The organism is Aquabacterium sp., from assembly GCF_049274795.1.
GTDB lineage: Bacteria > Pseudomonadota > Gammaproteobacteria > Burkholderiales > Burkholderiaceae_C > Aquabacterium.
The window spans coordinates 17,121-42,106 of the sequence record NZ_JBASTH010000092.1; the positions used below are offsets into that span (position 1 = coordinate 17,121).

Genomic DNA, 24,986 nt, shown 5'->3' on the forward strand with positions numbered 1-24,986 from the left:
CAGCTGGCTCACACCCGCCTCAGCGCTCATCAGACCTGGTGCAATGGCACCAGATGCAACTGACCTTGCCGAACGCCCCGCTCGGCCAGCACGGCATGCGCGAAGGCCCGCACTTCACCTGCCGGGCCCTTGAGGAGGAGCGTCTCCACACACAGATCGTGCTCCAGGTGGGCGTGCATGGACGACACCGTGAGGTCATGATGGTCGTGCTGCATGTCCATCAGGCGCGGCAATAGCGTGCGCTCATGTGGTCGTACAGGTAGGTCAAGGTGGCCACGCAGGGGCTGAGGGGATCGGACTGGATCGGCTCGTCGCCCAACTCGCGCCTCAACAGGTCACGGAAGGCCTCGGAGCGGTTGTCATAGCCCTTGCGTTCGGACCAGCACTCGAACTGCTCGGCCAGTTCGTCGTCGATAGAGCTGGCCGGGCGTTGCATGCGATGCCTTCCTGGATCAAGCCGCTCAACCCATCACCACCGGCCCGCCCTTGGCTAGCCCACGCTGGTAGGCTGGCCGCGCCACCATGCGCGCCTTGTAGGCCACCAGGTGCGGGCATAGCTGCGCCGCCTGCTGGCTGCGGGCCAGCAGGGCCTCGACGGCAAAGCTCATTTGGAAGTCCGCCAGCGTGAGCCGATCCCCGGCGAACCAGGTGTGCGTGCTCAGGTGGTTCTCGATGAAAGTCTGGCTGTTGCTCAGATTCGGATCGATCAGCTTGGCCTGCACCTGCGCGCACAACTTGCGCGCGATGGGCTTGACGAAGAAAGGCATGGGCTGCCCAGGGATGCTCATGAACACCAGCTTCATCACCAGCCAGTTCATCAGCGAGCCTTCGGCAAAGTGCATCCAGAAGCGCCACTGCAGTTGCTCTGGCGTGCCGGGATGGGGCAGCAACTGTGCGGCCTCTCCCTGCGCCTGCGCACCATAGCGGTCCACCAGGTATTCCAGGATCGCAGCCGATTCAGCCACCACCAAGTTGCCATCGGTGATCACGGGCGACTTGCCCAGCGGATGGATCTTCTTGAGCTCGGGCGGGGCCAGCTTCGTGCGCGGATCGCGCTTGTAGAGCTTGATCTCGTAGGGCACGCCCAGCTCTTCGAGCAGCCACAGCACACGCTGCGAGCGGGAGGTTTCCAGGTGGTGAACGGTGATCATGACGGGGCTTTCTCGGCGGGTGGCATGGTGCCTCCGCCCAGGGCCTGCACCAGGGCCACCCAGTTGTCGAGCTGGTTGTAGCGCACCTGGGCCGCGGCCAGTTCAGCCTGCCGGCGCGATTCCTGCGCGTCCAGCCATATCTTGAGCGGATCAGCCCCGGAACGATAACGCAACTCGGTGAGCTGCTCGACCTTGCGGGCCTGCACCAGGCGATCATTCTGCGACTGGGCCTGGCGCTGCAGCTGGGTCTGGGCCGACAGGGCCGTGTCCACGTCGGCCAGGGCCTGGTAGAGCGTCTTGCGGAAATCGAGCACAGCCGCATCGGCCTGGGCCTGCGAGATGGCCACGTTGCGCTGCATGGTGCCCCAGTTCAGGAAGGGCAAGGCCAGGGCAGCGCCCAGGGTGCCCACCGGATTGGCCAGCACATTGCTCAATGACTGGCTGCTGCCGCCCACGCTGCCATTGAGCGTGAATGTGGGGTAGTAGGAGGCGCGGGTCACGTCCACATTGGCAAAAGAGCCGCGCAGGCGGGCCTCGGCCGCACGCAGATCGGGGCGGCGTGAAAGCACCTCGGCTGGCAACCCTGGCGACAACTCGGGCCAGGGCGTGGCGGGCCACTGCGGCTTGGGCAGCACGGCATCGGCGTTCTGCGAAGGCTCGTCCAGCAACAGGGCCAGCGATTGGCGCACCACCACGCGTTGCTGCACCAGTTGGGACAAGGAAGCCTCCTGGGCCAGCACGCTCTGGCGGGCCTGGGCCTCTTCCAGGCCGGAGACACTGCCCGCCTGGCGTTGGGCCAGCACCAGGTCCAGCGTCTTGCGCGCATAGGCCAGGCTCTGCTCGGCCGTGTCCACCTGCTGCTCCAGATAGGCCAGTTGCCAGTACAGGGTGGCCGTGGTGCCCACAAGGCTCAGGGCCACGGCACGGCGGTCTTCCTCGGTGGCCGCGGCCTCCCACTGGGCGGCGTCGCGCTGGGCGCTCAGGCGGCCCCACAGATCCAGCTCCCAACTGGCCCCCACGCTGGCCGAGGCCGAGCGCGTGGTGGGCTGCGATTCGCCGACGCGGCGCGAAGCATTGGCGTTCACGTTGCCGGAGAATCTGGGCAGGCGGTCGCTTTCAGACTGCTGTAGCTGCAGTTGGGCCTGGCGCACGCGCAGGGCCGCCACGGCCAAGTCAGTGTTGCGGGCCAGGGCCCGGTCGATCAGGTCGCTCAGCACCGGGTCGTTGAAGCCCTTCCACCAGGCCTCGTCCAGCGCCACGGCGCGCGCCGTGCCGGCAGGCGCTGCGGCGTACTGGAACTGGCCGGGCACCTGCGCATTGCCAGCCTGCGGGGCATTGAGGCCAGCCGTCTGGGTAGCACAAGCCGTCAGCAACAGGCAGGCCAGCACGGCACTGGCCGCCAGGGTACGTCGTGCCAAAGGGTGTTGCGAGGCTGTGCTCATCTCGTCCATGTCCTTGTTGTGTCTGTCGTCATCGGCCTGCGGCCAGTGCACCCCATCAGGGGCGGGCCAGGGCTTCCACCGGGTCCAACCGCGCCGCGTTGCGTGCCGGCAGGAAGCCGAACACCACACCGATCAGGCTGGACACGCCGAAGGCCATCACGATGGAGGTCGTCGAGTACACCATGCTGAAGTTGCCTCCAGCCAACTTGTCGAAGATCTGCCCGATGCCCAGGGCCAGCAAGATGCCCAGGATACCGCCCAGCAGGCACACCAGCACCGCCTCGATCAGGAACTGCCGCAGGATGTCGCCCTGCCGCGCCCCGACGGCCATGCGTACGCCAATCTCCTGCGTGCGCTCCGTGACGGACACGAGCATGATGTTCATCACACCGATGCCACCCACGATCAGCGAGATCACGGCGATCGACGAGATCAGCAAGGTCAGCGTCTGCGTGGTGGTCTCGATGGTCTGGCGGATGCTGTCGCTGTTGCGCACGAAGAAATCCTGCGAACCATGGCGCTGGATGAGCAGGCGCGTGATGCCCCTCTCCGCCGCCAAGGACGACACGTCGTCGCTGATGCGCACCGTGACGTTGCGCAGGTAGTTCTGCCCCATCAGCCGACGCATGGCCGTCGTGTAGGGCACCCACACGTTCAGGCTGTCGCTGGCGAACATGCCGTCCTGCGCCTTGGTCACGCCCGTCACGCGCACAGGCACGTTGCCCAGGAAGATCACCTGCCCCACCGGGTCTTCGCCCGGCTTGAACAGAGCATCGCGCGCATTGGGGTCGATCACGGCTTCCTGCGTCTGGCGGCGCACGCTCTCGGCATCGAAGGACATGCCGCTGTCCATCGTGTAGCCCTTGACGCGGAAGAACTGGTCGCCCACGCCGGTCACGCTGGCCGAGGCCTCGGCGTTGCCGCGCCGCAGCGTCAGGCTGGTGCTGACGGACGGCGTCACGCTGTCCACGTAGGTGAGCTGTGCCAGCGCATCGGCATCGGCCGGCACCAGGGTGCGGATGCGGTTGGCCTGCCGGTCGCCAAAACCTTTGCCGGGGAAGATGTCGATGGTGTTGGTGCCCATCGCGCTGATGTCGGCCAGCACGCGCTGGCGCGAGCCTTCACCCAGGGCCACCATCGACACCACCGAGGCAATGCCGATGATGATGCCGAGCATGGTCAGTAAGGTGCGCAGCCGGTGGCCGGCCATGGCGCGCAAGGCCATGCTCGTGGCCTCGCCCAGGCGGCCCCAGTTGGAGGCCAGGGCGCCCAGCCAGCCAGGTGCGGCCTGCTTGGGTTGGCGGATGGCACTGCCCTCGCCTTGCGGTGCGGCCTCGATGTGCTCGGTGCCATCGCCCGCGGGGTCGGTGTTGGCGTGGTCGGCCACGATCACGCCGTCGCTGATCTCAATGATGCGCTGCGCGTTGCGGGCCACCTGCGGATCGTGGGTCACGATGATGACCGTGTGGCCTTCGGCGTGCAGTTCGCGCAGGATCTTCATCACCTCCTGGCCGGAGGTCTTGTCCAGCGCGCCCGTGGGCTCGTCGGCCAGGATCACGTCGCCGCCATTGACCAGCGCCCGCGCGATGCTCACGCGCTGCTGCTGGCCGCCCGACAGCTGCCCCGGCCGGTTGGCCAGGCGCTCGCCCAGACCCAGGCGCGTCAGCAACTGGCTGGCACGCTCACGGCGGGCCTCGCGCGGTGTGCCCGCATAGATGGACGGGATCTCGGCATTGCCCACGGCCGACAGATCACCCAGCAGGTGGTAGCGCTGGAAGATGAAGCCGAAGTGCTCGCGCCGCAGGCGGGCCAACTCGTCCGGCTCCAGCATGGCGGTGCTCTGCCCGCTGACACGGTAGTCGCCACGCGTGGGCCGGTCCAGGCACCCCAGGATGTTCATCAGGGTGGACTTGCCCGAGCCGGAGGCGCCGATGATGGCCACCATTTCGCCCGCGTCGATGCGCAGGTTCACATCCTTGAGCACAGCCACCGTGCCATCGCCCGATGGATATTCGCGCCACAGCCCGCTCACTTCGAGCAGCGGTTGCGGCGTGCCTTGATGATCAGGCCTTGCCTTGGTCATGGGTTGATCCCCCGGCTCAGAACATGCCCGGGCCACGGCGGCCAGCGCGGCCGACACTGCCGGAGTCGCCCGCCTGGGCTTCGCCCACCACGACCTTGTCGCCTTCGTTCAGGCCTTCGAGCACCTGTGCCTGCACGCGGTTGTTCAGACCGATCTTCACCTTGCGCTTGGTGATGCTGGGGTTCTTGGCGTCGCCCTCCAGCACACTCACCGTGTAATGGCCGCTCTTGTCGCGGCGGTCGCTCAGCGCCGACGACGGAATCACCAGCGTGTCCTTGGCCTCGGCCAACACGATGGACACCTGCGCCGTCATCGACACGCGCAGCTTGTCATTGGGGTTGGGCACATCGAACAGGCCGTTGTAGTACACGGCCGTCGTCGTCGACGAACTGCTGCTGGACGAGGACATCGAGGTGTTCGAATCCGTCTGCTCCGATTCGGGCACGGGCTCGATGGCGCGCAGCTTGGCTTCATAACGCTTGTCGGCCTCGCCCAGGATGGTGAAGTACACCGGCAGGCCGGGCTTGACGCGCACCACGTCGGCTTCGGAGATCTGCGCCTTCACCGTCACGGTGTCCAGCTTAGCCAGCTTGATGATGGTCGGGGCCGACTGCGTGGCGTTCACGGTGCGGCCTTCTTCGGTCACCACCGCCACCACGCGGCCATCCATCGGCGCGAGGATGCGGGTGTAGCCCAGGGTGACGCGGGCCGTGTCGGCACTGATGCGGTTCTGGTCGATCTGCGCATCCTGCGCGGCCACTTCGGCCTTGAGCGTGTCCAGGCTGGCCTTGGCCGCCTCGAAGGATTCGCGCGAGGTGGCGTCCTGCGCCAGCAGTTGCTGTTGGCGCTTGAAAGTCAGCTCGGCCTGCACCAGCGAGGCCTGCCGTGCCACGCGGGTGGCCTGGGCGCTGCGCAGCGCGGCCTCGGCATTGCGCAGTGTGTTGGTCTGCGTGTCCGCATCGATCTCGGCGATCAGCTGGCCTTGCTTGACCTGATCCCCCAGTTGCACATACAGTTTCTTGATCTGACCGGACACCCGGGCACCCACCGCCACCTGCTTGATAGCCTCGACCGTGCCGCTGGCCAGCACATTGTCTTCAATGTCTGCCTTGCGGACCTCGGTGGTGATGACCTTGGGAATGGGCGGGGGGCTGAACCACTTGCTCTTGACGAACCAGGCCGCGCCCGCGATCAGCAGCAGCGCCACCCAGAACTTCCAACCCGCCCACCAGCGTTTCGATGTCAATGCGTTCATGCGACGCAGTGTGATGCATCCTTGTTGTCGCCCCGTTGCGTGCCGGTAAATCCAATGTAAAGAAACCGCTTTTTCGGTGGGGTTTCAGGACAAGGCCAAAGGCTGCGTTCAGAAGGTCAACTGGCCTGACAGATACCAGCCGCGCTGCTTCTTCTTGGTGGCAATGTTGCCCAGGTCGACCCAGGCAGCAGTCAGGCTCACGTGGCGGTGCGGGAACCAGGCCAGGAACAGGTCGTAGGCATTGTCTTCCTCGAAGCCGGGCACCGCACCGAAGTTGTCGGGCTTGCTGCGGAATTCTCCGCCCAGCACCAGGTCATCGCGCAGCATCACACCCAGGCTGCCCTCCACCTTCAGGTGGTGGTCGGGTTCGAAGTCGCTGCCGAAACCGAGCAGGCCGAACTGGTTGGCACGGGTCCAGCGCAACGTGACGTTGCCCAGCACGTTGTAGCCGGCCAACGCGCCCAGCCACACCTTGGTGGCGCTGGCGTACAACTCCAGATCCTCACCGGAACGGATGGGCAGGCCGACAGCCTTCAGGAAATCGACATCGTCGGCCATCTTGTAGAGGGCACCGACGCTGATCTGCGGCATCCAGCTGTCCTGCGCATAGACAGCATCTCCGGCCACTTTCACCTTGGCGCCCAGCACGCTCATCTCCAGCCCTTTGCCGCCGGGGATCACATCTTCGCTGACCTTGAAGCTCCAGCGCGCCATGCTCAGCTCGACGCGGTCACGGATACCCACGGCGGCACTGGCCACGCGCAGGCGGTGGTCGCGCGTCTTGACCTCGGTCACGGAGGCCGAGCCGCCGATCTGGTCGCTCGAGCCGCCCCCGGCGATCACGGCCCAGGGGGTGAGCCCGCCACCCGCCGTGCCATCGACAGCGGTGACGCCCCAGGTGGCCAGCAGGCGGTCACCGGCATGGGCCGGACTGGCCCACCACAACCCGGCGCCAACCATGAGCACACTGGCAGCCTGCCAGGCCAGACGGCGCTTCGCAGGCGGCAAGCCGCGTGCGAACACTGCACTTGCCACAGGCGGTGAAACGGGATCATGATCCGCCTGGCGGCAGGGGTGATACGGATTGGTCATGGCTGGGCCCTATCCAGGAAAGAGTCACTCGATCGAGTCGGAATGCACAAACAACCGCTGTCCGGCCCCCTATTGCTGGGATCATCATCGGCAGATCCCCGCGAAAATTTATGACGACGACAGCCAAATCTCATGGAGAACGTCATGCCCCTTCGCCCCCCCCTCGCCTGCTCCCCCTGCGCGCGCTGCTGGCAGCCTCACTGGCCACCCTGCTGTGGACCACCGGGTGCACCACCACCTACCAGGCAGACGTACCGCTCTACAAGCAACTCGGTGGGCCGGACAACATCCGGGCCTTCACCGGCAAGGCCTTGACCCGCGTGGCGGCCGACCCCGTGGCGGGCCGCAGCTTCAAGGGCATCAAGATGCCCTTCCTGATCGACAGCGTCGGCAACTACATCTGCAAGGTGGCTGACGGCCCCTGCGCGTACGAAGGCCAAGACATGCACAAATCCCATGCTGACCTGAACCTGGGCGGCTCCGAGTTCGACGTGCTCGTGCAGACGCTGCGCGAAGAGATGGATGCCGCCGGTGTGCCCAACGGCGCCAAGAACGAACTGCTGCGACGCCTGGCCCCCAGCCGCAGTGAGATGGTCACCCACTGAACCCGCGAACACAAGCCCCCACGCGCGTCGTACCCCGTGTCAACGCTGCTGCCTCAGGTTCTTCACAGCCCCTCACGCAGAAGTTTTGCACCAATGGAATCGCCATGAACATTGCCGCCCACCTGACCACACCGATCCGCCTGTCGCTGTCGATCAGCACCCTGGCCCTGGCCTGCACCGCCGCCTTCGCGGATCCGCAGGCCATCACCGTGGTGGATGCGTCAGGGCAGCCCATCGCATCGGCCGCCGTGTCGGTGATGGTCAAGGGCGCCAAGGCCACGGCACCGGCCGGCACCTCCGCCGACATGGTGCAAAAGAACCGCCGCTTCACGCCCACCGTGCTGCCCGTGCAGACCGGCACGGCCGTGAGCTTCCCGAACCTTGACACGGTGCGGCACCACGTCTATTCGTTCTCGCCGGCGCGCAAGTTCGAGATCAAGCTGTACGCCGGCACACCGGCCAGCCCTGTCGTGTTCGACAAGCCTGGCACGGCCACGCTGGGCTGCAACATCCACGACACCATGGTGGGCTACATCCACGTGGTCGACACACCCTACTTCGGCGCCACCGATGCCGCAGGCAAGGTGAGCATCGACCTGCCGGCCGGCGAGCACAAGGCGCACGTGTGGTACCCGGCCATGGGCGAGACCACCCCGCCCGTCGAGCTGGCGCTCAAGACCGGCGCACCGGTCACGCTGCGGATGAAGTGATCAGCCGAGGTCTCATGAGAAAACGCCGGGCCGTCCCAAGTTTTCTCATCTCCCTTGGGGGGCGGGCCGGGCTCAGCCCGGCCCTGGGGGCGCTCTCAAGGCCAGGGTGATCGCCAGCACCACGCGTGCCTGCGCCGGTGTGAGCCGCCCAGCCACGGGCCAGGTGTCATCCGGCCTTGATTCAACGCCACCGCGCGCCACGCGCGAGCTGCGCCACACCACCACTCCGGCACGGCGTGCCCTGAGCAGCGCCGGCTCCAGTTCCCGGTGCCAGGTGCCATGCCCCGTGCAGGCCACGACCAAGCCACGCAAGCGGCGCTCATCCGAGGCGGGCCAGGTCGCCAGCAAGGCATCGACCACGGCGCCATCGGCATCGGCATGGCTGGTGATGATTTCGACACGGGGCAGATGTGGCAACGCGCTCATGGACTGCAGCCATTGCCCACGCGGCGGCACCCAGACAGCATCCGCTATCGGCATGACCTGGCCATCGCTGACCAGCGCCAGCGGCTCGGCCCCACCACCATCGAAGGCATCGATGTCCCGGCTGTGGGCCTTGCGCACATCCGTGCCTGCCCAGACCTTGCCTTCGAGCACCGCCACCACACCGGCAAGCCCTTGATCGGCTGCCCAGCGCGCCACGCACACGGCATCAGCCAGGTTGCGAGGCCCATCGGCCTCGACTGACGACGCGGGCCGCATGGCCGCCGTCAGCACCACGGGCTTGAGCGGAGGCGCCAGCAGATGCAGCAGCCAGGCCGTTTCATCGAGCGTGTCCGAACCATGGGTGATCACCACCCCGAGCACGTCGGGCCTGGCCAGGGCCTCTGACAGGGCTTGCACCAGCGCACGCCAAACATCCCAGCCCATGTCCTTGCTGTCAAGCTGCGCCACCTGGAGCGACTCGATGGGCTGCGTTGCCAGCGTCGGCACCGCAGCCACCAGTTGCGTCACGTCCAGTTGGGCGGCCAGGTAGTCCTGATCACGCCCCGTGGTGGACACACCGGCGATCGTGCCGCCCGTTCCCATCACCACCACCACGCCGGAAGCAAGCGCGTCATGCATCACTTCGTCTCCTGAATGCCACGAAAACACTGGACAAAGCAACAGCCCTGTATAAAATGACAGCAAACCTTCTGGTGCCGCCATGAACGATAAACCCAAACTTACACCGCGTCAGCAACAGATCTTCGAACTCATCCAGCGTGCCATCGCCAGCACAGGGGCCCCGCCCACGCGTGCCGAGATCGCTGCTGAGCTGGGCTTTCGCTCGGCCAACGCGGCAGAAGAACACCTGCAGGCCCTTGCCCGCAAAGGCGTGATCGAGCTAGTGGGCGGCACCTCGCGCGGCATCCGCCTCAAGGCTGGCACCCTTCGCACCGTCAACGAGGCCCGCAAGCGCTCTGCGGATGAGCCCGGCCTGATCAGCCAGGTGCTGGGTGGCTTGAGCCTGCCTCTGCCCGGCCTGGAGCAACTGGCACTGCCACTGATCGGCCGCGTGGCCGCCGGCAGCCCGATCCTGGCCCAGGAATCCATCGAGCGCACCTACAACGTCGAAGCCAGCATGTTCGCCAAGCGCCCCGACTACCTGCTGCGCGTCAAGGGCATGAGCATGAAGGATGTCGGCATCCTCGATGGCGATCTGCTGGCCGTAGCCCGCACGCGTGAGGCCCGCAACGGCCAGATCGTGGTCGCCCGCCTGGGCGATGAGGTCACCGTCAAGCGTTTCCAGCGCACACCCCAAGGCATTTCGCTGCTGCCCGAGAACCCTGATTTCGAGCCCATCGTCGTGCCCCCCAACCACCCTGAGTTCGAACTCGAAGGCCTGGCGGTAGGGCTGATACGCAACCACATGCTGCTGTAGCCCAGGCTGCAGCAGCACCCCATCGATGCCCAGGTGGCGGGCATTTGCTCCCGACCGGCCCACAGGCCCACGCGGAGCGATCCTGAGCATTGATGGTCCTGACGGAATCCTGCCGAACTTCAAGTCTGATCGGAGTTCACCATGATTCATCACTTCGCACGCGCACTGGCTGTTCGGGAACAAGCTCGCACCCAGGCACCGGCCACACAACGCTCGCCCGCAGGCGGCGCCAACCCGGCGTCTTCGGCCGCGGTCACGCCGCTGCAGCCCCGGGCCAACCGGCTGCGCATCCACCGCGACCCATCGGATGCCCGCCGCACCGTCATCGCCGGCCGCTTCGCCGATGTCTGCGCGGCACTGGACCGCATGGCCGCCGAACTCGAAGCCGCCGCCTGAGCCAACGCCCAAGGGCGTCAAAGACATCAAGGGCGTGGCCCCCTCCATGGAGCCCGAGGCCGCCCACCCCATGGCGCTCGCCCATGAAAAATCCCCGCGCACCGCAAAGGTGGGCGGGGATTTTTGTGGCCTGCTCGACGCAGGCCCTGGCTGCAAGTGCCACCACCTGTCACAGCGGGGGCACCATACGGCCTCGTCAGCCCATGTGCAGGCCGCCGTTGATTGAGAAATCAGCGCCGGTGGCAAAGCCGGCTTCGTCGCTGGACACCCAGGACACCATGGAGGCGATTTCCTCGGGCGTGCCCAGGCGCTTGACGGGGATCGTGGCCACGATCTTGTCCAGCACATCTTGGCGGATGGCGCGGACCATGTCGGTGCCGATGTAGCCCGGCGACACGGTGTTGACCGTCACGCCCTTGTTGGCCACTTCCTGGGCCAGGGCCATCGTGAAGCCGTGCATGCCGGCCTTGGCGGCGGAATAGTTGGTCTGGCCGAACTGACCCTTCTCGCCGTTCACCGAGCTGATGTTGACGACGCGGCCCCAGCCACGATCGACCATGTCGTCGATGACCTGCTTGGTCACGTTGAACAGGCTGTTGAGGTTGGTGTCCATCACCGCATCCCAATCGGCCTTGGTCATCTTGCGGAACATGCCATCACGCGTGATGCCGGCGTTGTTGACCAGCACGTCGATCGGGCCGTGCTCGGCGCGGGCCTTCTTGAAGGCCTCGACGGTCGACTCCCAATCGGCCACGTTGCCCACAGAGGCATAGAAGGTGTAACCCAGGGCCTTCTGCTCGTCCAGCCACTTCACGTGGTCACGGCTGGGGCCGCAGCCGGCGATGACGATCAGGCCGTCGCGGTGCAGACGCTGGCAGATCGACGTGCCGATGCCGCCCATGCCGCCGGTCACGTAAGCCACTTTTTGAGCCATTTTTGAATACTCCTCGTTGGGGATGTGAATGCTGTCGTTGGTGAAGAAACAAAGTGCCCGCGCGCGTTGTCAGCAAGGTGGCGCGGGCCCAAGGAGAAAACCAAAGAGCAAGATGCTGGCCAGGTCTACCGGGATCAACGCTCGACGGTGAGCGCCACGCCCATGCCGCCACCGATGCACAGCGAAGCGATGCCCTTCTTGGCATCACGCTTTTGCATCTCGTGCAGCAGCGTGACCAGGATCCGGCAGCCCGAGGCGCCGATGGGATGGCCGATGGCGATGGCGCCGCCGTTGACGTTGACCTTGCTGGTGTCCCAGCCCATTTCCTTGTGCACCGCGCAGGCCTGCGCGGCAAAGGCTTCGTTGATCTCGAGCAGGTCCAGATCGGCGGCCTTCCAGCCGGCACGCTCCAGTGCCCGGCGCGAGGCAGGCACCGGGCCCATGCCCATGTAGGCCGGGTCCAGCGCCGCGTTGGCGTACGAGGCAATGCGCGCCAGGGGCTTGAGGCCGAGTGCTTCAGCCTTCTTGGCGCTCATCACCACCACGGCGGCCGCGCCGTCATTGAGGCCCGAGGCATTGCCCGCCGTCACGCTGCCGGCCTTGTCGAAGGCTGGGCGCAACCCGGCCAGGGCATCGGCGTTGGTCTTGCGGTTGATGTACTCGTCCGCGTCGAAGACGATGGGATCGCCCTTCTTCTGCGGGATCGTCACGGGCGCGATCTCATCCTTGAAGCGACCGGACTCCTGGGCGACCGCCGCCTTCTGCTGCGAGGCCAGCGCCAGCGCGTCCTGTTCGGCACGGCTGATGCCGTACTGCTTGGCCACGTTCTCGGCGGTGATGCCCATGTGGTACTGGTTGTAGACGTCCCACAGGCCGTCGGTGATCATGGAATCGATCATCGACCAGTTGCCCATGCGCTGGCCATCACGTGAGCCGGGCAGCACGTGCGGCGACAGGCTCATGCTTTCCTGACCACCGGCGATCACGATGTCCGAATCACCATCGCGGATGGCCTGGGCGGCCAGCATCACGGCCTTGAGGCCCGAGCCGCACACCTTGTTGATGGTGTAGCCCGGCACGCCCTGCGGCAGGCCAGACTTGATCACGGCCTGGCGCGCCGGGTTCTGGCCGCAACCCGCCTGCAGCACCTGGCCCAGGATGACCTCGTTGATCTGCTCGCCAGCCAGGCCCGTGCGCTTGAGCAGGTCCTGGATGACGATGGCACCCAGCTCGGCGGCGGGTGTCTTGGCCAGGGTGCCACCGAACTTGCCCACTGCTGTGCGGGAAGCGGCGACGATCACGATGTCGGTCATGGGGTTCTCCTTCAGGGGGTCAAGCCTGCTGGCCACTTGGGCCTACCTTAGCAGGCATATCGCAAAAATCACGCCCGGCGCTTGACATAACGCCCCGGGGCAGGCTCGATCGCGGGATAGTCCTTACTTCCCGCTGCGGCCGGCGCCTTGATCCAACGGCCGCCGTGTTCGTCCAGCCACGCGGCCCAGGTCGGCCACCAACTGCCGGGTTGCTCATCCGCCGCCTGCAGCCAGTCGGCCGGCTTGGGCGGCAGCGAACCGGCACCGGCCCGCGCCTGCCAGAAGCTGCGCTTCTTTTTCTCGGGCGGGTTGATCACACCAGCGATGTGGCCCGAGGCGCCCAGCACGAAGGTGGTCGGCCCGCCCACCAACTGCGTGGAGGCGTAGGCGCTGTCCCAGGGCACGATGTGGTCTTCGCGCGAGCCATACACGAAGGTGGGCATGGTCAGGCGGCGCAGGTCCAGCGGCGTGCCACACACCTTCAGGGCGTTGGGCTGCTTGAGCTTGTTCTCGAGGTAGGTATTGCGCAGGTACCAGCAGTACATTGGGCCAGGCAGGTTGGTGCTGTCGCTGTTCCAGTACAGCAGGTCGAAGGCGGGCGGTGTCTCGCCTTTGAGGTAGTTGCCCACCACGTAGTTCCACACCAGGTCGTTGGCCCGCAGGAACGAGAAGGTCGTCGCCAGCTCGCTGCCCTTCATCAGGCCGCCGCCCTGGGGGCTCTGCGCGCCGATGGTGAGTTCGCGCATGTGCACCAGGGCTTCGTCCACGAAGACATCGATCGTGCCGGTGTTGACGAAATCCAGGAAGGACGTGAGCAGGGTCAGGCTGGCCACGGGGTGTTCGTCGCGCGCGTCGAGCACGGCCAGTGCCGAGGCCAGCAGCGTGCCGCCGATGCAGAAGCCCAAGGCGTTGATCTGCTCGGCGCCGGTGATGTCCTGCACGGCCTGGATGGCGCGCATCACGCCTTGCTCGGTGTAGTCGTCCCAGGTGGCCTGCGCCAGACTCTCGTCGGCATTGACCCAGCTGACGATGAACACGCGCTGGCCTTGCGACAAGGCATAACGCACCAGCGAGTTGTCGGGCTGCAGATCGAGGATGTAGTACTTGTTGATGCACGGGGGCACCAGCAGGAAGGGCCGCTCGCGGACCTTCTCCGTCAGCGGCTTGTACTCGATCAGCTGGAAGAAAGGGGTCTCGAAGACCACGGTGCCTTCGGTGGTGGCCACGTTGCGGCCCACCTCGAACACGGATTCGTCGGTCTGCGACATGTGGCCCTGGCGAATGTCGCCCAGCAGGTGCTGGATGCCCTGCTTGAGGCTTTCGCCCTGGGTGTCCAGCGCCAGCTTTTGCGCTTCCGGGTTGAGTGCCAGGAAGTTGGACGGCGAGGATGCATCCACCCACTGCTGCACGGCGAAGCGCACGCGCTCACGGGTTTTGTCATCGCCCTGCAGGCTGTCGGCCAGCTGCTTGAGCGTGCTGGCGTTGAGCAGGTACATCGAGGCCATGAAGGCCGAGCCGGGCTGGCGTGTCCATTCGGGCGAGGCGAAGCGGCGGTCCTTCAGCGCGATGGACTCGGGCTGGGTGAGCGCGCGGTTCCACAGGTCAGCCGCTTGCTGCAGATAATCCTGCTGGATCTGGGTGAGGCGATCGGGCGCCACGCTCAGGCTGGCCACGGATTGCGCCAGCGAGCCAACCTCCTGGGCCACGGTTTCGACGGCATCGACCGCTTGGCCGACCGGTGGCAGACCGAACGCGTTCGCGGCATCCGCCGATTGGGCTTGCGATGCGTTGGCGGCACGGGCGCGGGCGGTGCCGGCGGGCTTGTCCTTGATGGGGGACGCTGCCGTGCGTGCGCGCGGCTGAGGCACGGCCTTCAATGGCGCGGCGGTCGAGGGACCGGTCTTGTCGGACGAAGCAGGCTTCTTGACCGCGGCAGATGCGCGGCGCCGGGGTGTGGCGGCCATAGGTCTCCTCTTAGGGCTCTTTCAACGTGAAGGCGTCGTTGAGAGACGCGATATATGCCTGCCTATTCTGGGCCGTTTTTCCCCAGGGCAACGACACAGGCCCTGGTTTTACGCGGATTTGCCCGATGGTTTGATGACCGCAGACAACAACCCGCGCGATGGCCTTACCGCCGAGTTCCGACATGACGCACTGCGGTCACAATGACCCCCATGTGGATCGTGGTGATTGCGTGGATGTATGTGGCCGTGATGATGGCGGTGGCCGAAGCGTTCGGCCCGCAGGGCTCCATCCTGGGCGGCCTGTTCACGCTGCTGCTGTACGGTGTGGCGCCGCTGGCCCTGGTGATCTACCTGATGAACACGCCCATGCGGCGACGCCGCTTGCGTGAGGCGGAAGCCCGGGCCGCTGTGCCCGAGGCCTCAGCCGACTCAGGATCTGTCCAGCCAGATGCAGGCGGCCTGCCGGCCGGTGACGCCATCGCGCCGGAACGAAAAGAACCTTGAGGCATCGCTGACGGTGCACCAGCGCCCGCCAGCCACCTGGGTCACCCCCAGGGCAGCCAGCCGGTGCCGTGCCAGCCCTGCCAGATCGGCCAGCCATTTGCCCGAAGCGCCCACAGGCTTGAACAGTGGTGTAGCCGGCGCTTGCGGATCGGCCCCGAAGCCCTGCAACACATCGGCGCCCACCTCGAAAGCCGTCGGACCGATACAAGGGCCCAACCAGGCTTGCAGCTCAGAAGGGGCACTGCCCGTGCCCTCGCACAGGGCCGCCACGCCGGTGTCCAGCACGCCCTGCCCTGCCATGGCGCCAGCCCCCGCCAGGCCACGCCAACCCGCATGCAGGGCCGCTACACCGCGCTGCCCGGGTGCGGCCAGCAGCACGGGCAGGCAATCGGCCACCATCACCGCGCAGGCCACGCCAGGCTCGGTCGTCCAACTGCCATCGGCCTGCACCGGCTCGGCGGGATCCCAGGCCTGGCCGTCGACCAGCCAGCCGGCGGCCTCGCCCTGCCCCAGCCGGACCACGCGGTGGCCATGCACCTGGTTCAGCCAGAAGGGATGCGCACCCAGCACCTGCGCCAGGGCATGGCGGTGGGCCGCCACAGTGGCCGGATCATCGCCGACATGATCCCCGAAGTTGACATCGTCGTAAGGTGCGTGACTGGGTACCGGCAACCCATCAGGCAGACGATGGGTCAAGCGCGCAGCCTGGCCTACCGGCCAGTGGCGCGTGCTCATCCACGCCCGCACTCCGGGTTGCGCAGGCCAGGCCAAGGGCCCCAGGGGGTCATCGGGGGTATCGGTGGTAGCAGCGAGATACTCGGTCATGGCGTAAAGCTGTGCTCAAAGAAGCCCCCCCTGCAGGCTTGGGCCACTGAAAGCGGACAGCCCCTGCCAGGCTCGGGGCTAAGATGCCGCCCCGATGCTACCCCGTTCCTCCCCTCAGGCCACACGCGCCCATGCACGGCGGGCCAAGGCATTGCACTGGCCGGTGCAACCGGTCTCGCCGGCGCTGCGCCGCTGGCTGAAAGCCCCCGGCTCGCTGACCGCCCGCCTGCGCGCCCTGGGCACCGTGCACGTCGAGGTGATGAGCCAGGGCACGAAGCGCCTGTGGCCCACCGAGCGCCGCCTGTTGCGGCAAACCAGTGGCCATGTCCGCGAAGTCATCCTGTGCGTGGACGGCCAGCCCATGGTGTGGGCGCGCAGCGTGACCACGCCCCGCGCCTTGAAAGGCCCCTGGAAGGCCCTGAAGGGCCTGGGCACCCGCCCGCTGGCCGAACTGCTGTTCAGCCATGCCCGGGTTCGACGCGGCCGCCTGGCGCAACATGACTGGCAACGTACCGGCCCCCAGCAGACCCGAGCTCGGCGCGACTGGCAGCGCCTGGCCAGGCAAGCGAACCGCCCGGCCATCACCACCAAGCCACCGGGCTGGGCCCGCCAATCGGTGTTCTGGCACCACGGGGCGCCCCTGCGGGTGATGGAGTCTTTCGCGCCGTGCATGAGGGGCCGTTTCACTCCTTGAGACAGTGGCGATCGCACCATGGGCATGCTCTACACTGGACACCATGCATTTTTCACGGCGCATCGAGCATTGCCCCATGTGTGGCACACGGGTCGATCATCGCATCCCTGATGACGACAACCGGGAACGAGCCGTGTGCCCCTCCTGCGGGCACATCCAGTATGTCAACCCGCTGAACGTGGTCGGCACCGTGCCCGTCTGGGGCGACCAGGTGCTGCTGTGCCGCCGAAACATCGAGCCTCGCAAGGGTTACTGGACACTGCCGGCAGGGTTCATGGAACTGGGCGAAACTTGCGAAGAAGGCGCTCGCCGGGAAACCGATGAAGAAGCCGGGGCGCGCATCGAGATGCAGGGGCTGTACTGTGTGCTGGACGTGGTCAATGCCGGCCAGGTGCACCTGTTCTACCGCGCGCGCCTGCTGGACACCAATTTCAACCCTGGCCCCGAGACCATTGAGGCCAAGCTGTTCACCGAGGCCGAGATCCCCTGGCAGGAGCTGGCTTTCCGGACGGTGAAACTGACGCTGGAGCGCTTCTTCGCTGATCGACGTGCGGGTCAATTTGGCGTGCATTGTGCCGATATCCGCTGAACGACACTGTTGACTCTAAGCGCGATGCTCCCTCAAAGGGGCGCGCCACAGGCTCATGAACGCACCTGACAAACCACAGGCAGGCCCTCTCGCTCCATCCGAAGGCCCTAAGCCTCCCGAGGCTGGTACAGCCTTGCGGCTGCGCGAGGATCTCATCGCCCCCGATCCCCTGCTCGATTGCTTGATCGAGGTCTGCCGCCTGCATGGCCTGAGCGCCTCGCGCGCCTCGCTGTCGGCCGGGCTGCCGCTGGACAAGGGCCCCCTGAGCCTGACCCTGGCCGAGCGTGCCGCCGCCCGCGCCGGCCTGGCCACGCGCGTGCAGCGCCTGCCGCTGGACCAGATCGACGCCCTCACGCTGCCTGCCATCCTGCTGCTGCAGGGCAACCATGCCTGCGTGCTGCTGGGGCGGGAGGCCGATGGCCGCCTGCGCGTGCTGTTCCCCGAGACAGGCCAGGGCGCCCTGACGTTGAGCGCCGAGGAGCTGTCGGCCCGGTTCAGCGGCGTGGTGCTGTTCGCCCGGCCGCACTTCCGTTTCGACGAACGCGCGCCCGAAGTCCGCGCCACTCGCTCGGGCCACTGGTTCTGGGGCGCGGTGCTGGCCCAGCGCTTCGTTTACAAGGATGTGCTGTGGGCCGCGCTGCTGGTCAACCTGTTCGCGCTGGCCTTCCCCCTGTTCTCGATGAACGTGTATGACCGCGTGGTGCCCAACCACGCGGTCGAGACCTTGTGGGCCCTGGCCGTGGGCGTGGCCCTGGTGCTGGGCGGCGATCTGTTCATGCGCCTGCTGCGCAGCCACTTTGTGGACGAGGCCAGCGCCCGCATCGACGTGAAGATCTCGGCACGGCTGATGGAAAGCGTGCTGGGCATGAAGCTGGAGAACCGGCCACAGTCGGTGGGCTCCTTCGCTTCCAACCTGCGCGGCTTCGAGCAGGTGCGCGACTTCATCGCGTCGAGCACCGTCACCGCGCTGATCGACCTGCCCTTCGGCCTGTTGTTCGTGGCGGTGATCGCCTGGATCTCGCCCTGGCTGGTGATCCCGGTGGTGATCGTGTTCCTGACCGTGCTGGTGGCCGGCTACGTGCTGCAGCATCGCCTGCATGAGCTGTCTCAGACCACCTACCAGGCCTCGGCCCAGCGCAACGCCACCCTGGTGGAGAGCCTGACCGGCATCGAGACCATCAAGGCCCAGGGCGCCGAAAGCGTCATCCAGTCGCGCTGGGAGCGTGCTAACGAGTTCCTGGCCGCCACCAACGTGAAGATGCGCGGGCTGTCGTCCAGCGCGATGTACAGCACCTCGACGCTGCAGCAACTGGTGTCGGTCACCATCGTGATCATCGGTGTCTACCTGATCACCGACAAGAGCCTGACCATGGGGGGCCTGATCGCCGCCAACATGCTGGCCGGCCGCGCGCTGGCACCCGCCGGGCAGATCGTGGGCCTCTTGATGCAGTACCAGGGCGCCCGCACCGCGCTCGAATCGCTGGAACAGATCATGGCCAACCCGGTCGAACGGCCGGCGGACAAGACCTTCATCCAGCGCCGCGAGCTCAAGGGCGAGATCGAGTTCCGCAACGTATCCTTCGCCTACCCGAACCGGCAGGATGCGGCGCTCGACGGCGTGAGCTTCAAGATCAACCCTGGCGAGAAGGTGGCCTTCATCGGCAAGGTGGGTTCAGGCAAGACCACGATCCAGAAGCTGGTGCTGGGCCTGTACCAGCCCAAGGAAGGCTCGGTGCTGCTCGACGGCATCGACATGCGCCAGCTGGACCCGGCCGACGTGCGCCGCAACCTGGGTTATGTCTCGCAGGACGTGACCCTGTTCTACGGCTCGCTGCGCGACAACATCACCTTCGGCATGCCGCACGCGGTGGATGAATCCGTGGTGGCTGCGGCCGAGATGGCCGGCATGACCGACTTCGTGCACCGCCACCCGCAGGGCTTCGACATGCAGGTGGGCGAGCGCGGCGAACTGCTCTCGGGCGGCCAGCGCCAGAGCGTGGGCATTGCGCGCGCCGTATTGCACAACGCCCCGCTGCTGCTGCTCGATGAGCCCACCAGCGCGATGGACTTCTCCACCGAAGCCTACGTGACCCAGCGCATGGCCGAGTTCGCCCAAGGCAAGACGGTGCTGCTGGTCACGCACCGCACCTCGATGCTGTCCTTCGTGGACCGCGTGATCGTGGTCGACCAAGGCAAGATCGTGGCCGATGGTCCGCGCGAACGCATCCTGCAGGCGCTGTCTGCCGGCCGCATCGCCCGGGCAAGCTGAGGAGGCGCCGACATGATGAACAAGCTCATGAACGCCGGCAAATCCGTGCTGGGCCTGCTCGAAGCCATCCGCGTGCGTGTGGCCCCCATCACCGACCGCATCCTGGACAGCATCACTGGCCAGCGCGTATCGCCCGCCACGGCCGCCGATGCCGGCATGCGCAATTTCGAGCTGCAGGCCGACGCGGTGATGTCCACCGCCACCACCTACCGCGCCCAGACGCTGGTGCGCACGGCCCTGCTGATCGTGGTGCTGCTGATCGTGTGGGCCACGTTTGCCCATGTCGATGAGGTAACCAAAGGCGAGGCCAAGGTCGTGCCCTCCAAGCAGTTGCAGGTGATCCAGGCGCTGGACGGCGGCGTGGTGACCGAGATCAAGGTGCAGGAAGGCCAGGTCGTCGAGGCCGGCCAACTCCTGCTGCGGATCGACGAGACCCGCGCCACCTCCGGCGTGCGCGAAAGCGCCGCCCAGACCTTCTCGCTCAAGGTCAAATCCATCCGCCTGAAGGCGCTGGCCGAAGGCACGAGCTTCGTGCCCCCCATTGCCGGCGGCCCGGAAGAGCAGCGCGTGGTCGACGAGGAAAGCCAGCTCTACGATTCCAAGCGCTCGGAGTTGTCGGCCCTGGTCGGCATCAGCCAACAGCAGTTGGCCCAGCGCCAGCAGGAGCTTTCCGAGGTGCGCGCCAAGCGTGAATCGGCCACCCGCAGCCTGGAGCTGTCGCAGCAGGAGCTGAGCAAGACGCGCCCCCTGCTGGCCACCGGCGCCGTCTCCGAGGTGGAAGTGCTGCGCCTGGAGCGCGACGTGACCCGCGCCCGCGGCGACATGGAACAGGCCAGCGCCCAGAGCGCCCGCGTGCAGGCCTCCATCGCCGAAGCCTCGCGCAAAATCCAGGAAACCGAGCTGTCCTTCCGTAACGAGGCGCGCAAGGATCTGTCCGAAACCCTGGGCCGTCTGAACAGCCTGACCGAAGGCGCTGTTGCCCTGGTCGACAAGGTGGACAAGGCCCAGGTGAAATCACCCGTGCGCGGCCGCGTGCAGCGCCTGATGGCCAACACCGTGGGCGGCGTGGTCCAGCCCGGCAAGGACATCGTCGAGATCGTACCGCTGGACGACGCCCTGGTGCTGGAGGCCAAGATCCAGCCCAAGGACATCGCCTTCATCCACCCCGGCCAAAACGCCACCGTGAAGTTCACGGCCTATGACTTCTCCATCTACGGTGGCCTGGACGCCCAGGTCGAGAACATCAGCCCGGACACCATCACGGACGAGCGCGGCGTGAACACTTATTACGTGGTGCGTGTGCGCACCGCGCAGCCCAATTTCGGTGAAAAGATGCCCATCATCCCGGGCATGACCGCCGAAGTGGACATCCTGACCGGCAAGAAAACGGTGATGTCCTACCTGCTCAAGCCCGTGCTCAAGGCCAAGACCTACGCCCTGCGCGAGCGCTGAAAACCCGTGCCAGGGCCTGGGAAGACCCTGCGCGCAACATGCCCTTCCTGCGCACAAATCCGTGCGCAATTCCTTCATTTCCGGCCCAGGCTGCCGAAATAGCGGCCAGCTTGAGCCATGGGTTCGTCCGTCGTGACGCGGGGCTTGCGGATGCAAGACAACGCGGACGGCCTGACGGAGGGGCTTAAGCGCATAAATATCCGGCCCAGAAGTGCACTAGTTCTCAGGCGCCCAGCGTCAACCCCTTGCTCGCGGGGGGTGCGGGCTTCAATCTAGAGCCCGGCCGGTTGTTACGTTTCGAGAGGATTTCCATGGTCACCACCGCACAAGTGCCCGTCGGCACCGTCAGCAGCCTGAAGGGCAATGTCAGCGTCATCCCCGCCACCGGCGGCCCGGCCCGTCCCCTGCAAGTCGGCGACGTCATCCACCCCGGCGATCGCATCATCTCTGCGGCTGGCGCCCAGATCCAGGTGAAGGATGCGGAAGGCAAGCTGTGGGCCCCTCGTGACAATGCGCCCCTGAACACCACGGCTGCAGACGACGCCGCTACGGCTTCGAAACCCGACGCTGGCACCGCCAAGGCCAAGATGGCCGCCACGGTGCTGGGCGCTGGTGACAACCTCGACGACGTGATCGCTGCCGTGAACACCGGCAACGAAGAAGACGCGACCGCGGCCGGTCTGGCCGGCGGCGGCGGTGGCGGCACGCTGGGCGAAGGCCTGCGCGTGGACCGCGTGACCGAAGTCGTCAGCGCGCAGGAGTTCAACTACGGCACGGGTAACCGCGCCCAGGTTCAGAACGCGCAGACCGCCGTGCCGCTGGTCAATGCCAACGACGCACCGGTGATCACCGACACGCCCACCGATCCTGACCGCCCCACGACCTCCTTCGATCCGACCACCGGCAACTACAACGTCACAACGCCCGAGGACACCCCTGTGTCCGGCCAGGTCAAGGCCACCGACGCCGATGGCGACCCGCTGACCTACACCCTGAGCGGTACTTCTCCGGCCCACGGCACCGTGGTCGTCAACGCGGACGGCACCTGGACCTACGCCCCCGGCAAGGACTACAACGGCAGCGACGCCTTCACCGTGATCGTGTCCGACGGCCGCGGTGGCACCGCCACGTCCACCGTGTTGATCGGCATCACGCCCGTGAACGACCCGCCTGTCATCACCGATGTGCCCAACGATCCGGATCACCCCGGCACCACCTTCGATCCGACCACCGGCAACTACCAACTGACCACGCCTGAGGACACGCCCGTGTCCGGCCAGGTCAAGGCCACCGATGTCGATGGCGACGTGCTGACCTTCGCCCTGGGCAACAAGAGCCCGGCCAACGGCACCGTGGTCGTCAACCCCGACGGCACCTGGACCTACACGCCCAACAAGGATTACAACGGCTCCGACAGCTTCACGGTGCTGGTCAGCGACGGCCATGGCGGCTTCGCCACGTCCACTGTCAGCATCGGCATCACCCCCGTCAACGACCCGCCCGTGATCACCGATATCCCCGGTGATCCCAACACGCCCGACTACACCGGCTTCGATCCCCAGACCGGCAACTACAACGTCACTACGCCTGAGGACACCCCCATCTCCGGCCAGGTCAAGGCCACCGATGTCGATGGCGACGTGCTGACCTTCGCCCTGGGCAACAAGAGCCCGGCCAACGGCACCGTGGCCGTCAACCCCGACGGCACCTGGACCTACACGCCCAACAAGGATTACAACGGCTCCGACAGCTTCACGGTGCTGGTCAGCGACGGTCATGGCGGCTTCGCCACGTCCACCGTCACCATCGGCATCACGCCGGTGAACGACCCGCCCGTGTTCACCGATCCGGACGTGCCGAACCAGAACTTCGACCCGACCACGGACACCTACAAGATATCCACCTCGGAAGACACGAAGGTGGTGGGCAAGGTGGCCGCCACAGACGTGGACGGCGACACGTTGACCTTTACCCTGGGTAACGCCCAGCCGGCCCACGGCACTGTGGAGATCGCCGCCGATGGCAGCTACACCTACACGCCGAGCAAGGATTTCAGCGGCAGCGACAGCTTCACCGTGGTGGTGGACGACGGCCATGGCGGCAAGGTCACCTCGACGGTGACAGTGAACATCGCCCCCGTGGCCGACATCCCCCTGGTCGCCGTATCGCTCGGCAAGGCCAGCCCTGACGTCGTGACGATCACCAAGGACAACGCCACGGCCACAGACCTTGGCTTCAAGGTCACCGCCACCAATTTCGACGGCTCCTCCGGCGCGGTCAGCGCTGTGAACGGAAGCCAAGTGGCCGGCTTCGGCGTCGCTGGCAGCGCCTCCCCGGACACGGGGAACGACGGCGAGCCCACCGAACTGGGATACGACAGCACCACCCAGCGTTCTGAAAAGCTGTCCATTGCCTTCGACCACCCGGCCAGCAGCGCCACGGTCCAGTTCTCGTGGCTGTCGCCGACGGAGCATGCCGCCTACACCTTGTACGACGCCAATGGCAATGTCATCGGCAGCGGCGTGGTCACCGGCATCACCGACCAGATCGACCCAGCGATCACGCTCAAGGCCGACAACGGCACCCCGATCAGCCGTATCGATTTCACGGCGCCTGGGACCCATGACGACTACCTGATCAACAACGTCACCTACGTCAAGAGCGAGAGCATTCCGATCAGCGTGACGGCCACGCCGACCGACATCGATTACTCCGAGCATGTCAGCGCCCTGGTGATCTCGGTGCCTGGCGATGCCACGCTGTCGGCAGGCACGAAGAACCCGGACGGCACCTGGACCTTGCCGTTGTCGAGCAACGGCGACTACCAGGTGGTGATCGACCCTGTCACGCATGCGGTCACGGTCACCGGCCTGGTCATGACCCTGCCCAGCGACCACGTGGGTGACATCAAGGTCACCGCCACGGCGACCGTGTACGACACCGTCACCAACGTGACCGCGCAAGGCAGCGGCTCGGCGGAGAACAACGTGCCGGAGCTCACTGATCCGGACGTGCCTGGCCAGACCTTCGACCCGGTCACGGGCAACTACAAGGTCACCACGGACGAGGACACCCCCGTCTCCGGCCAGGTCAAGGCCACTGACGCCAATGGCGACACGCTGACCTACACCCTGGGCAGTGCCAGCCCGGCCCATGGCAACGTGGTCGTCAATGCCGATGGCACCTGGACCTACACTCCGGGCAAGGATTACAACGGCAGCGACAGCTTCACCGTGCTGGTCGATGACGGCCATGGTGGCAAGGCCACCTCCACCGTCACCATCGGCGTGAACCCGGTCAATGACCCACCCGTCATCACCGACACCCCGGCCAACCCCGACCATCCCGGCACCACCTACGACCCGACCACCGGCAACTACAAGGCCTCCACGCCTGAAGACACACCGGTCTCCGGCCAGGTCAAGGCCACCGACGTCGATGGCGACACGCTGACCTTCGCCCTGGGCAACAAGAGCCCGGCCAACGGCACCGTGGCCGTCAAGGCCGATGGCACCTGGACCTACACGCCCAACAAGGACTACAACGGCTCCGACAGCTTCACCGTGCTGGTCGATGACGGCCATGGCGGCAAGGCCACCTCCACCGTCACCATCGGCGTAACACCGGTGAACGATCCGCCCGTCATCACCGACGAGCCCACGAACCCCGATTTCCCGGGCATCAACTACGACCCGAGCACCGGCAACTACAAGGCCTCCACGCCTGAAGACACACCCGTCTCTGGCCAGGTCAAGGCCACCGACGTCGATGGCGACACGCTGACCTTCGCCCTGGGCAACAAGAGCCCGGCCAACGGCACCGTGGCCGTCAACGCCGACGGCAC

The 24,986-nt window shown here is 66.3% G+C and carries 22 protein-coding genes; 10 read left to right on the plus strand and 12 right to left on the minus strand.

The genetic code is table 11. The annotated features are described in order from the left end of the window. Positions 1-29 precede the first annotated feature (29 nt). The 7 genes from WAQ08_RS15215 to WAQ08_RS15245 all read right to left on the minus strand — a co-directional run bounded on the left by WAQ08_RS15215 (position 30) and on the right by WAQ08_RS15245 (position 7,023). A complete protein-coding gene (locus tag WAQ08_RS15215; protein WP_422192608.1) occupies positions 30-215 on the minus strand; it encodes a hypothetical protein in 186 nt (61 codons plus the stop codon). Between the two features lie 5 nt (positions 216-220). After that, a complete protein-coding gene (locus WAQ08_RS15220; RefSeq protein WP_422192610.1) occupies positions 221-436 on the minus strand; it encodes a ribbon-helix-helix protein, CopG family in 216 nt (71 codons plus the stop codon). A 25-nt stretch (positions 437-461) separates the two neighbouring features. Beyond that, positions 462-1,151 (minus strand): glutathione S-transferase family protein, encoded by a 690-nt coding sequence (locus WAQ08_RS15225; RefSeq protein ID WP_422192611.1) that lies wholly within the window; start codon positions 1,149-1,151, stop codon positions 462-464. Beyond that, entirely contained in the window at positions 1,148-2,602 is a 1,455-nt protein-coding gene (locus WAQ08_RS15230) for an efflux transporter outer membrane subunit (protein ID WP_422192612.1), read from the minus strand. The genes WAQ08_RS15225 and WAQ08_RS15230 overlap by 4 nt, the downstream gene beginning before the upstream one ends. A 46-nt stretch (positions 2,603-2,648) precedes the next feature. Next, on the minus strand, positions 2,649-4,676 hold the full coding sequence (locus WAQ08_RS15235; RefSeq protein WP_422192613.1) for a MacB family efflux pump subunit: 2,028 nt from the start codon (positions 4,674-4,676) through the stop codon (positions 2,649-2,651). A 16-nt stretch (positions 4,677-4,692) separates the two neighbouring features. Then, a complete protein-coding gene (locus WAQ08_RS15240; protein ID WP_422192615.1) occupies positions 4,693-5,931 on the minus strand; it encodes an efflux RND transporter periplasmic adaptor subunit in 1,239 nt (412 codons plus the stop codon). A gap of 108 nt (positions 5,932-6,039) precedes the next feature. Continuing rightward, the gene (locus WAQ08_RS15245; protein ID WP_422192616.1) at positions 6,040-7,023 is read right to left on the minus strand and encodes a DUF3034 family protein; all 984 of its coding nucleotides are present in this window, start codon (positions 7,021-7,023) and stop codon (positions 6,040-6,042) included. 110 nt (positions 7,024-7,133) lie between these two features. Here WAQ08_RS15245 and WAQ08_RS15250 point away from each other — a divergent pair, with 110 nt between their 5' ends. Together WAQ08_RS15250 and WAQ08_RS15255 are read left to right on the plus strand one after the other, a co-directional pair. After that, positions 7,134-7,628 carry a group I truncated hemoglobin gene (locus WAQ08_RS15250; RefSeq protein WP_422192618.1) on the plus strand — a complete coding sequence of 165 codons (495 nt, stop codon included), beginning with the start codon at positions 7,134-7,136 and terminating at the stop codon, positions 7,626-7,628. A 104-nt stretch (positions 7,629-7,732) separates the two neighbouring features. Then, on the plus strand, positions 7,733-8,338 hold the full coding sequence (locus WAQ08_RS15255) for a methylamine utilization protein (RefSeq protein WP_422192619.1): 606 nt from the start codon (positions 7,733-7,735) through the stop codon (positions 8,336-8,338). 72 nt (positions 8,339-8,410) lie between these two features. On the opposite strand, the gene WAQ08_RS15260 is transcribed toward WAQ08_RS15255, so the two are convergent. Beyond that, positions 8,411-9,403, minus strand: a complete 993-nt coding sequence (locus tag WAQ08_RS15260) for an asparaginase (RefSeq protein ID WP_422192621.1) — start codon at positions 9,401-9,403, stop codon at positions 8,411-8,413. 82 nt (positions 9,404-9,485) lie between these two features. Between WAQ08_RS15260 and lexA the strand changes: the two genes are divergently transcribed. Together lexA and WAQ08_RS15270 are read left to right on the plus strand one after the other, a co-directional pair. Next, on the plus strand, positions 9,486-10,202 hold the full coding sequence (gene lexA / locus WAQ08_RS15265) for a transcriptional repressor LexA (RefSeq protein WP_422192622.1): 717 nt from the start codon (positions 9,486-9,488) through the stop codon (positions 10,200-10,202). A 141-nt stretch (positions 10,203-10,343) separates the two neighbouring features. Further along, entirely contained in the window at positions 10,344-10,598 is a 255-nt protein-coding gene (locus WAQ08_RS15270; RefSeq protein ID WP_422192624.1) for a hypothetical protein, read from the plus strand. Positions 10,599-10,794: 196 nt separating this feature from the next. On the opposite strand, the gene phbB is transcribed toward WAQ08_RS15270, so the two are convergent. The 3 genes from phbB to phaC all read right to left on the minus strand — a co-directional run bounded on the left by phbB (position 10,795) and on the right by phaC (position 14,809). Then, a complete protein-coding gene (gene phbB, locus WAQ08_RS15275) occupies positions 10,795-11,532 on the minus strand; it encodes an acetoacetyl-CoA reductase (protein ID WP_422192625.1) in 738 nt (245 codons plus the stop codon). A gap of 134 nt (positions 11,533-11,666) precedes the next feature. Beyond that, positions 11,667-12,845: an acetyl-CoA C-acetyltransferase gene (locus WAQ08_RS15280; protein WP_422192626.1), complete on the minus strand. Its 1,179-nt coding sequence runs from the start codon at positions 12,843-12,845 to the stop codon at positions 11,667-11,669. Between the two features lie 68 nt (positions 12,846-12,913). Next, a complete protein-coding gene (phaC, locus tag WAQ08_RS15285; protein WP_422192627.1) occupies positions 12,914-14,809 on the minus strand; it encodes a class I poly(R)-hydroxyalkanoic acid synthase in 1,896 nt (631 codons plus the stop codon). Positions 14,810-15,010: 201 nt separating this feature from the next. Here phaC and WAQ08_RS15290 point away from each other — a divergent pair, with 201 nt between their 5' ends. Next, positions 15,011-15,313, plus strand: coding sequence for a hypothetical protein (locus tag WAQ08_RS15290; RefSeq protein WP_422192629.1), 303 nt, complete (start codon positions 15,011-15,013; stop codon positions 15,311-15,313). On the opposite strand, the gene pgeF is transcribed toward WAQ08_RS15290, so the two are convergent. Continuing rightward, a complete protein-coding gene (pgeF, locus tag WAQ08_RS15295) occupies positions 15,239-16,138 on the minus strand; it encodes a peptidoglycan editing factor PgeF (RefSeq protein WP_422192630.1) in 900 nt (299 codons plus the stop codon). The two genes, WAQ08_RS15290 and pgeF, sit on opposite strands and share 75 nt — an antisense overlap. A gap of 94 nt (positions 16,139-16,232) precedes the next feature. Here pgeF and WAQ08_RS15300 point away from each other — a divergent pair, with 94 nt between their 5' ends. The 5 genes from WAQ08_RS15300 to WAQ08_RS15320 all read left to right on the plus strand — a co-directional run. Then, positions 16,233-16,832 (plus strand): chorismate--pyruvate lyase family protein, encoded by a 600-nt coding sequence (locus tag WAQ08_RS15300; protein ID WP_422192632.1) that lies wholly within the window; start codon positions 16,233-16,235, stop codon positions 16,830-16,832. A 43-nt stretch (positions 16,833-16,875) separates the two neighbouring features. Continuing rightward, the gene (locus tag WAQ08_RS15305; RefSeq protein ID WP_422192634.1) at positions 16,876-17,421 is read left to right on the plus strand and encodes an NUDIX hydrolase; all 546 of its coding nucleotides are present in this window, start codon (positions 16,876-16,878) and stop codon (positions 17,419-17,421) included. A gap of 133 nt (positions 17,422-17,554) precedes the next feature. Further along, positions 17,555-19,690 carry a type I secretion system permease/ATPase gene (locus tag WAQ08_RS15310; RefSeq protein ID WP_422192635.1) on the plus strand — a complete coding sequence of 712 codons (2,136 nt, stop codon included), beginning with the start codon at positions 17,555-17,557 and terminating at the stop codon, positions 19,688-19,690. A 15-nt stretch (positions 19,691-19,705) separates the two neighbouring features. Then, entirely contained in the window at positions 19,706-21,142 is a 1,437-nt protein-coding gene (locus WAQ08_RS15315; RefSeq protein ID WP_422192639.1) for an HlyD family type I secretion periplasmic adaptor subunit, read from the plus strand. A gap of 311 nt (positions 21,143-21,453) precedes the next feature. Continuing rightward, positions 21,454-24,986: tandem-95 repeat protein (locus WAQ08_RS15320; protein ID WP_422192637.1), on the plus strand; the 3,533-nt coding region annotated here is incomplete at its 3' end.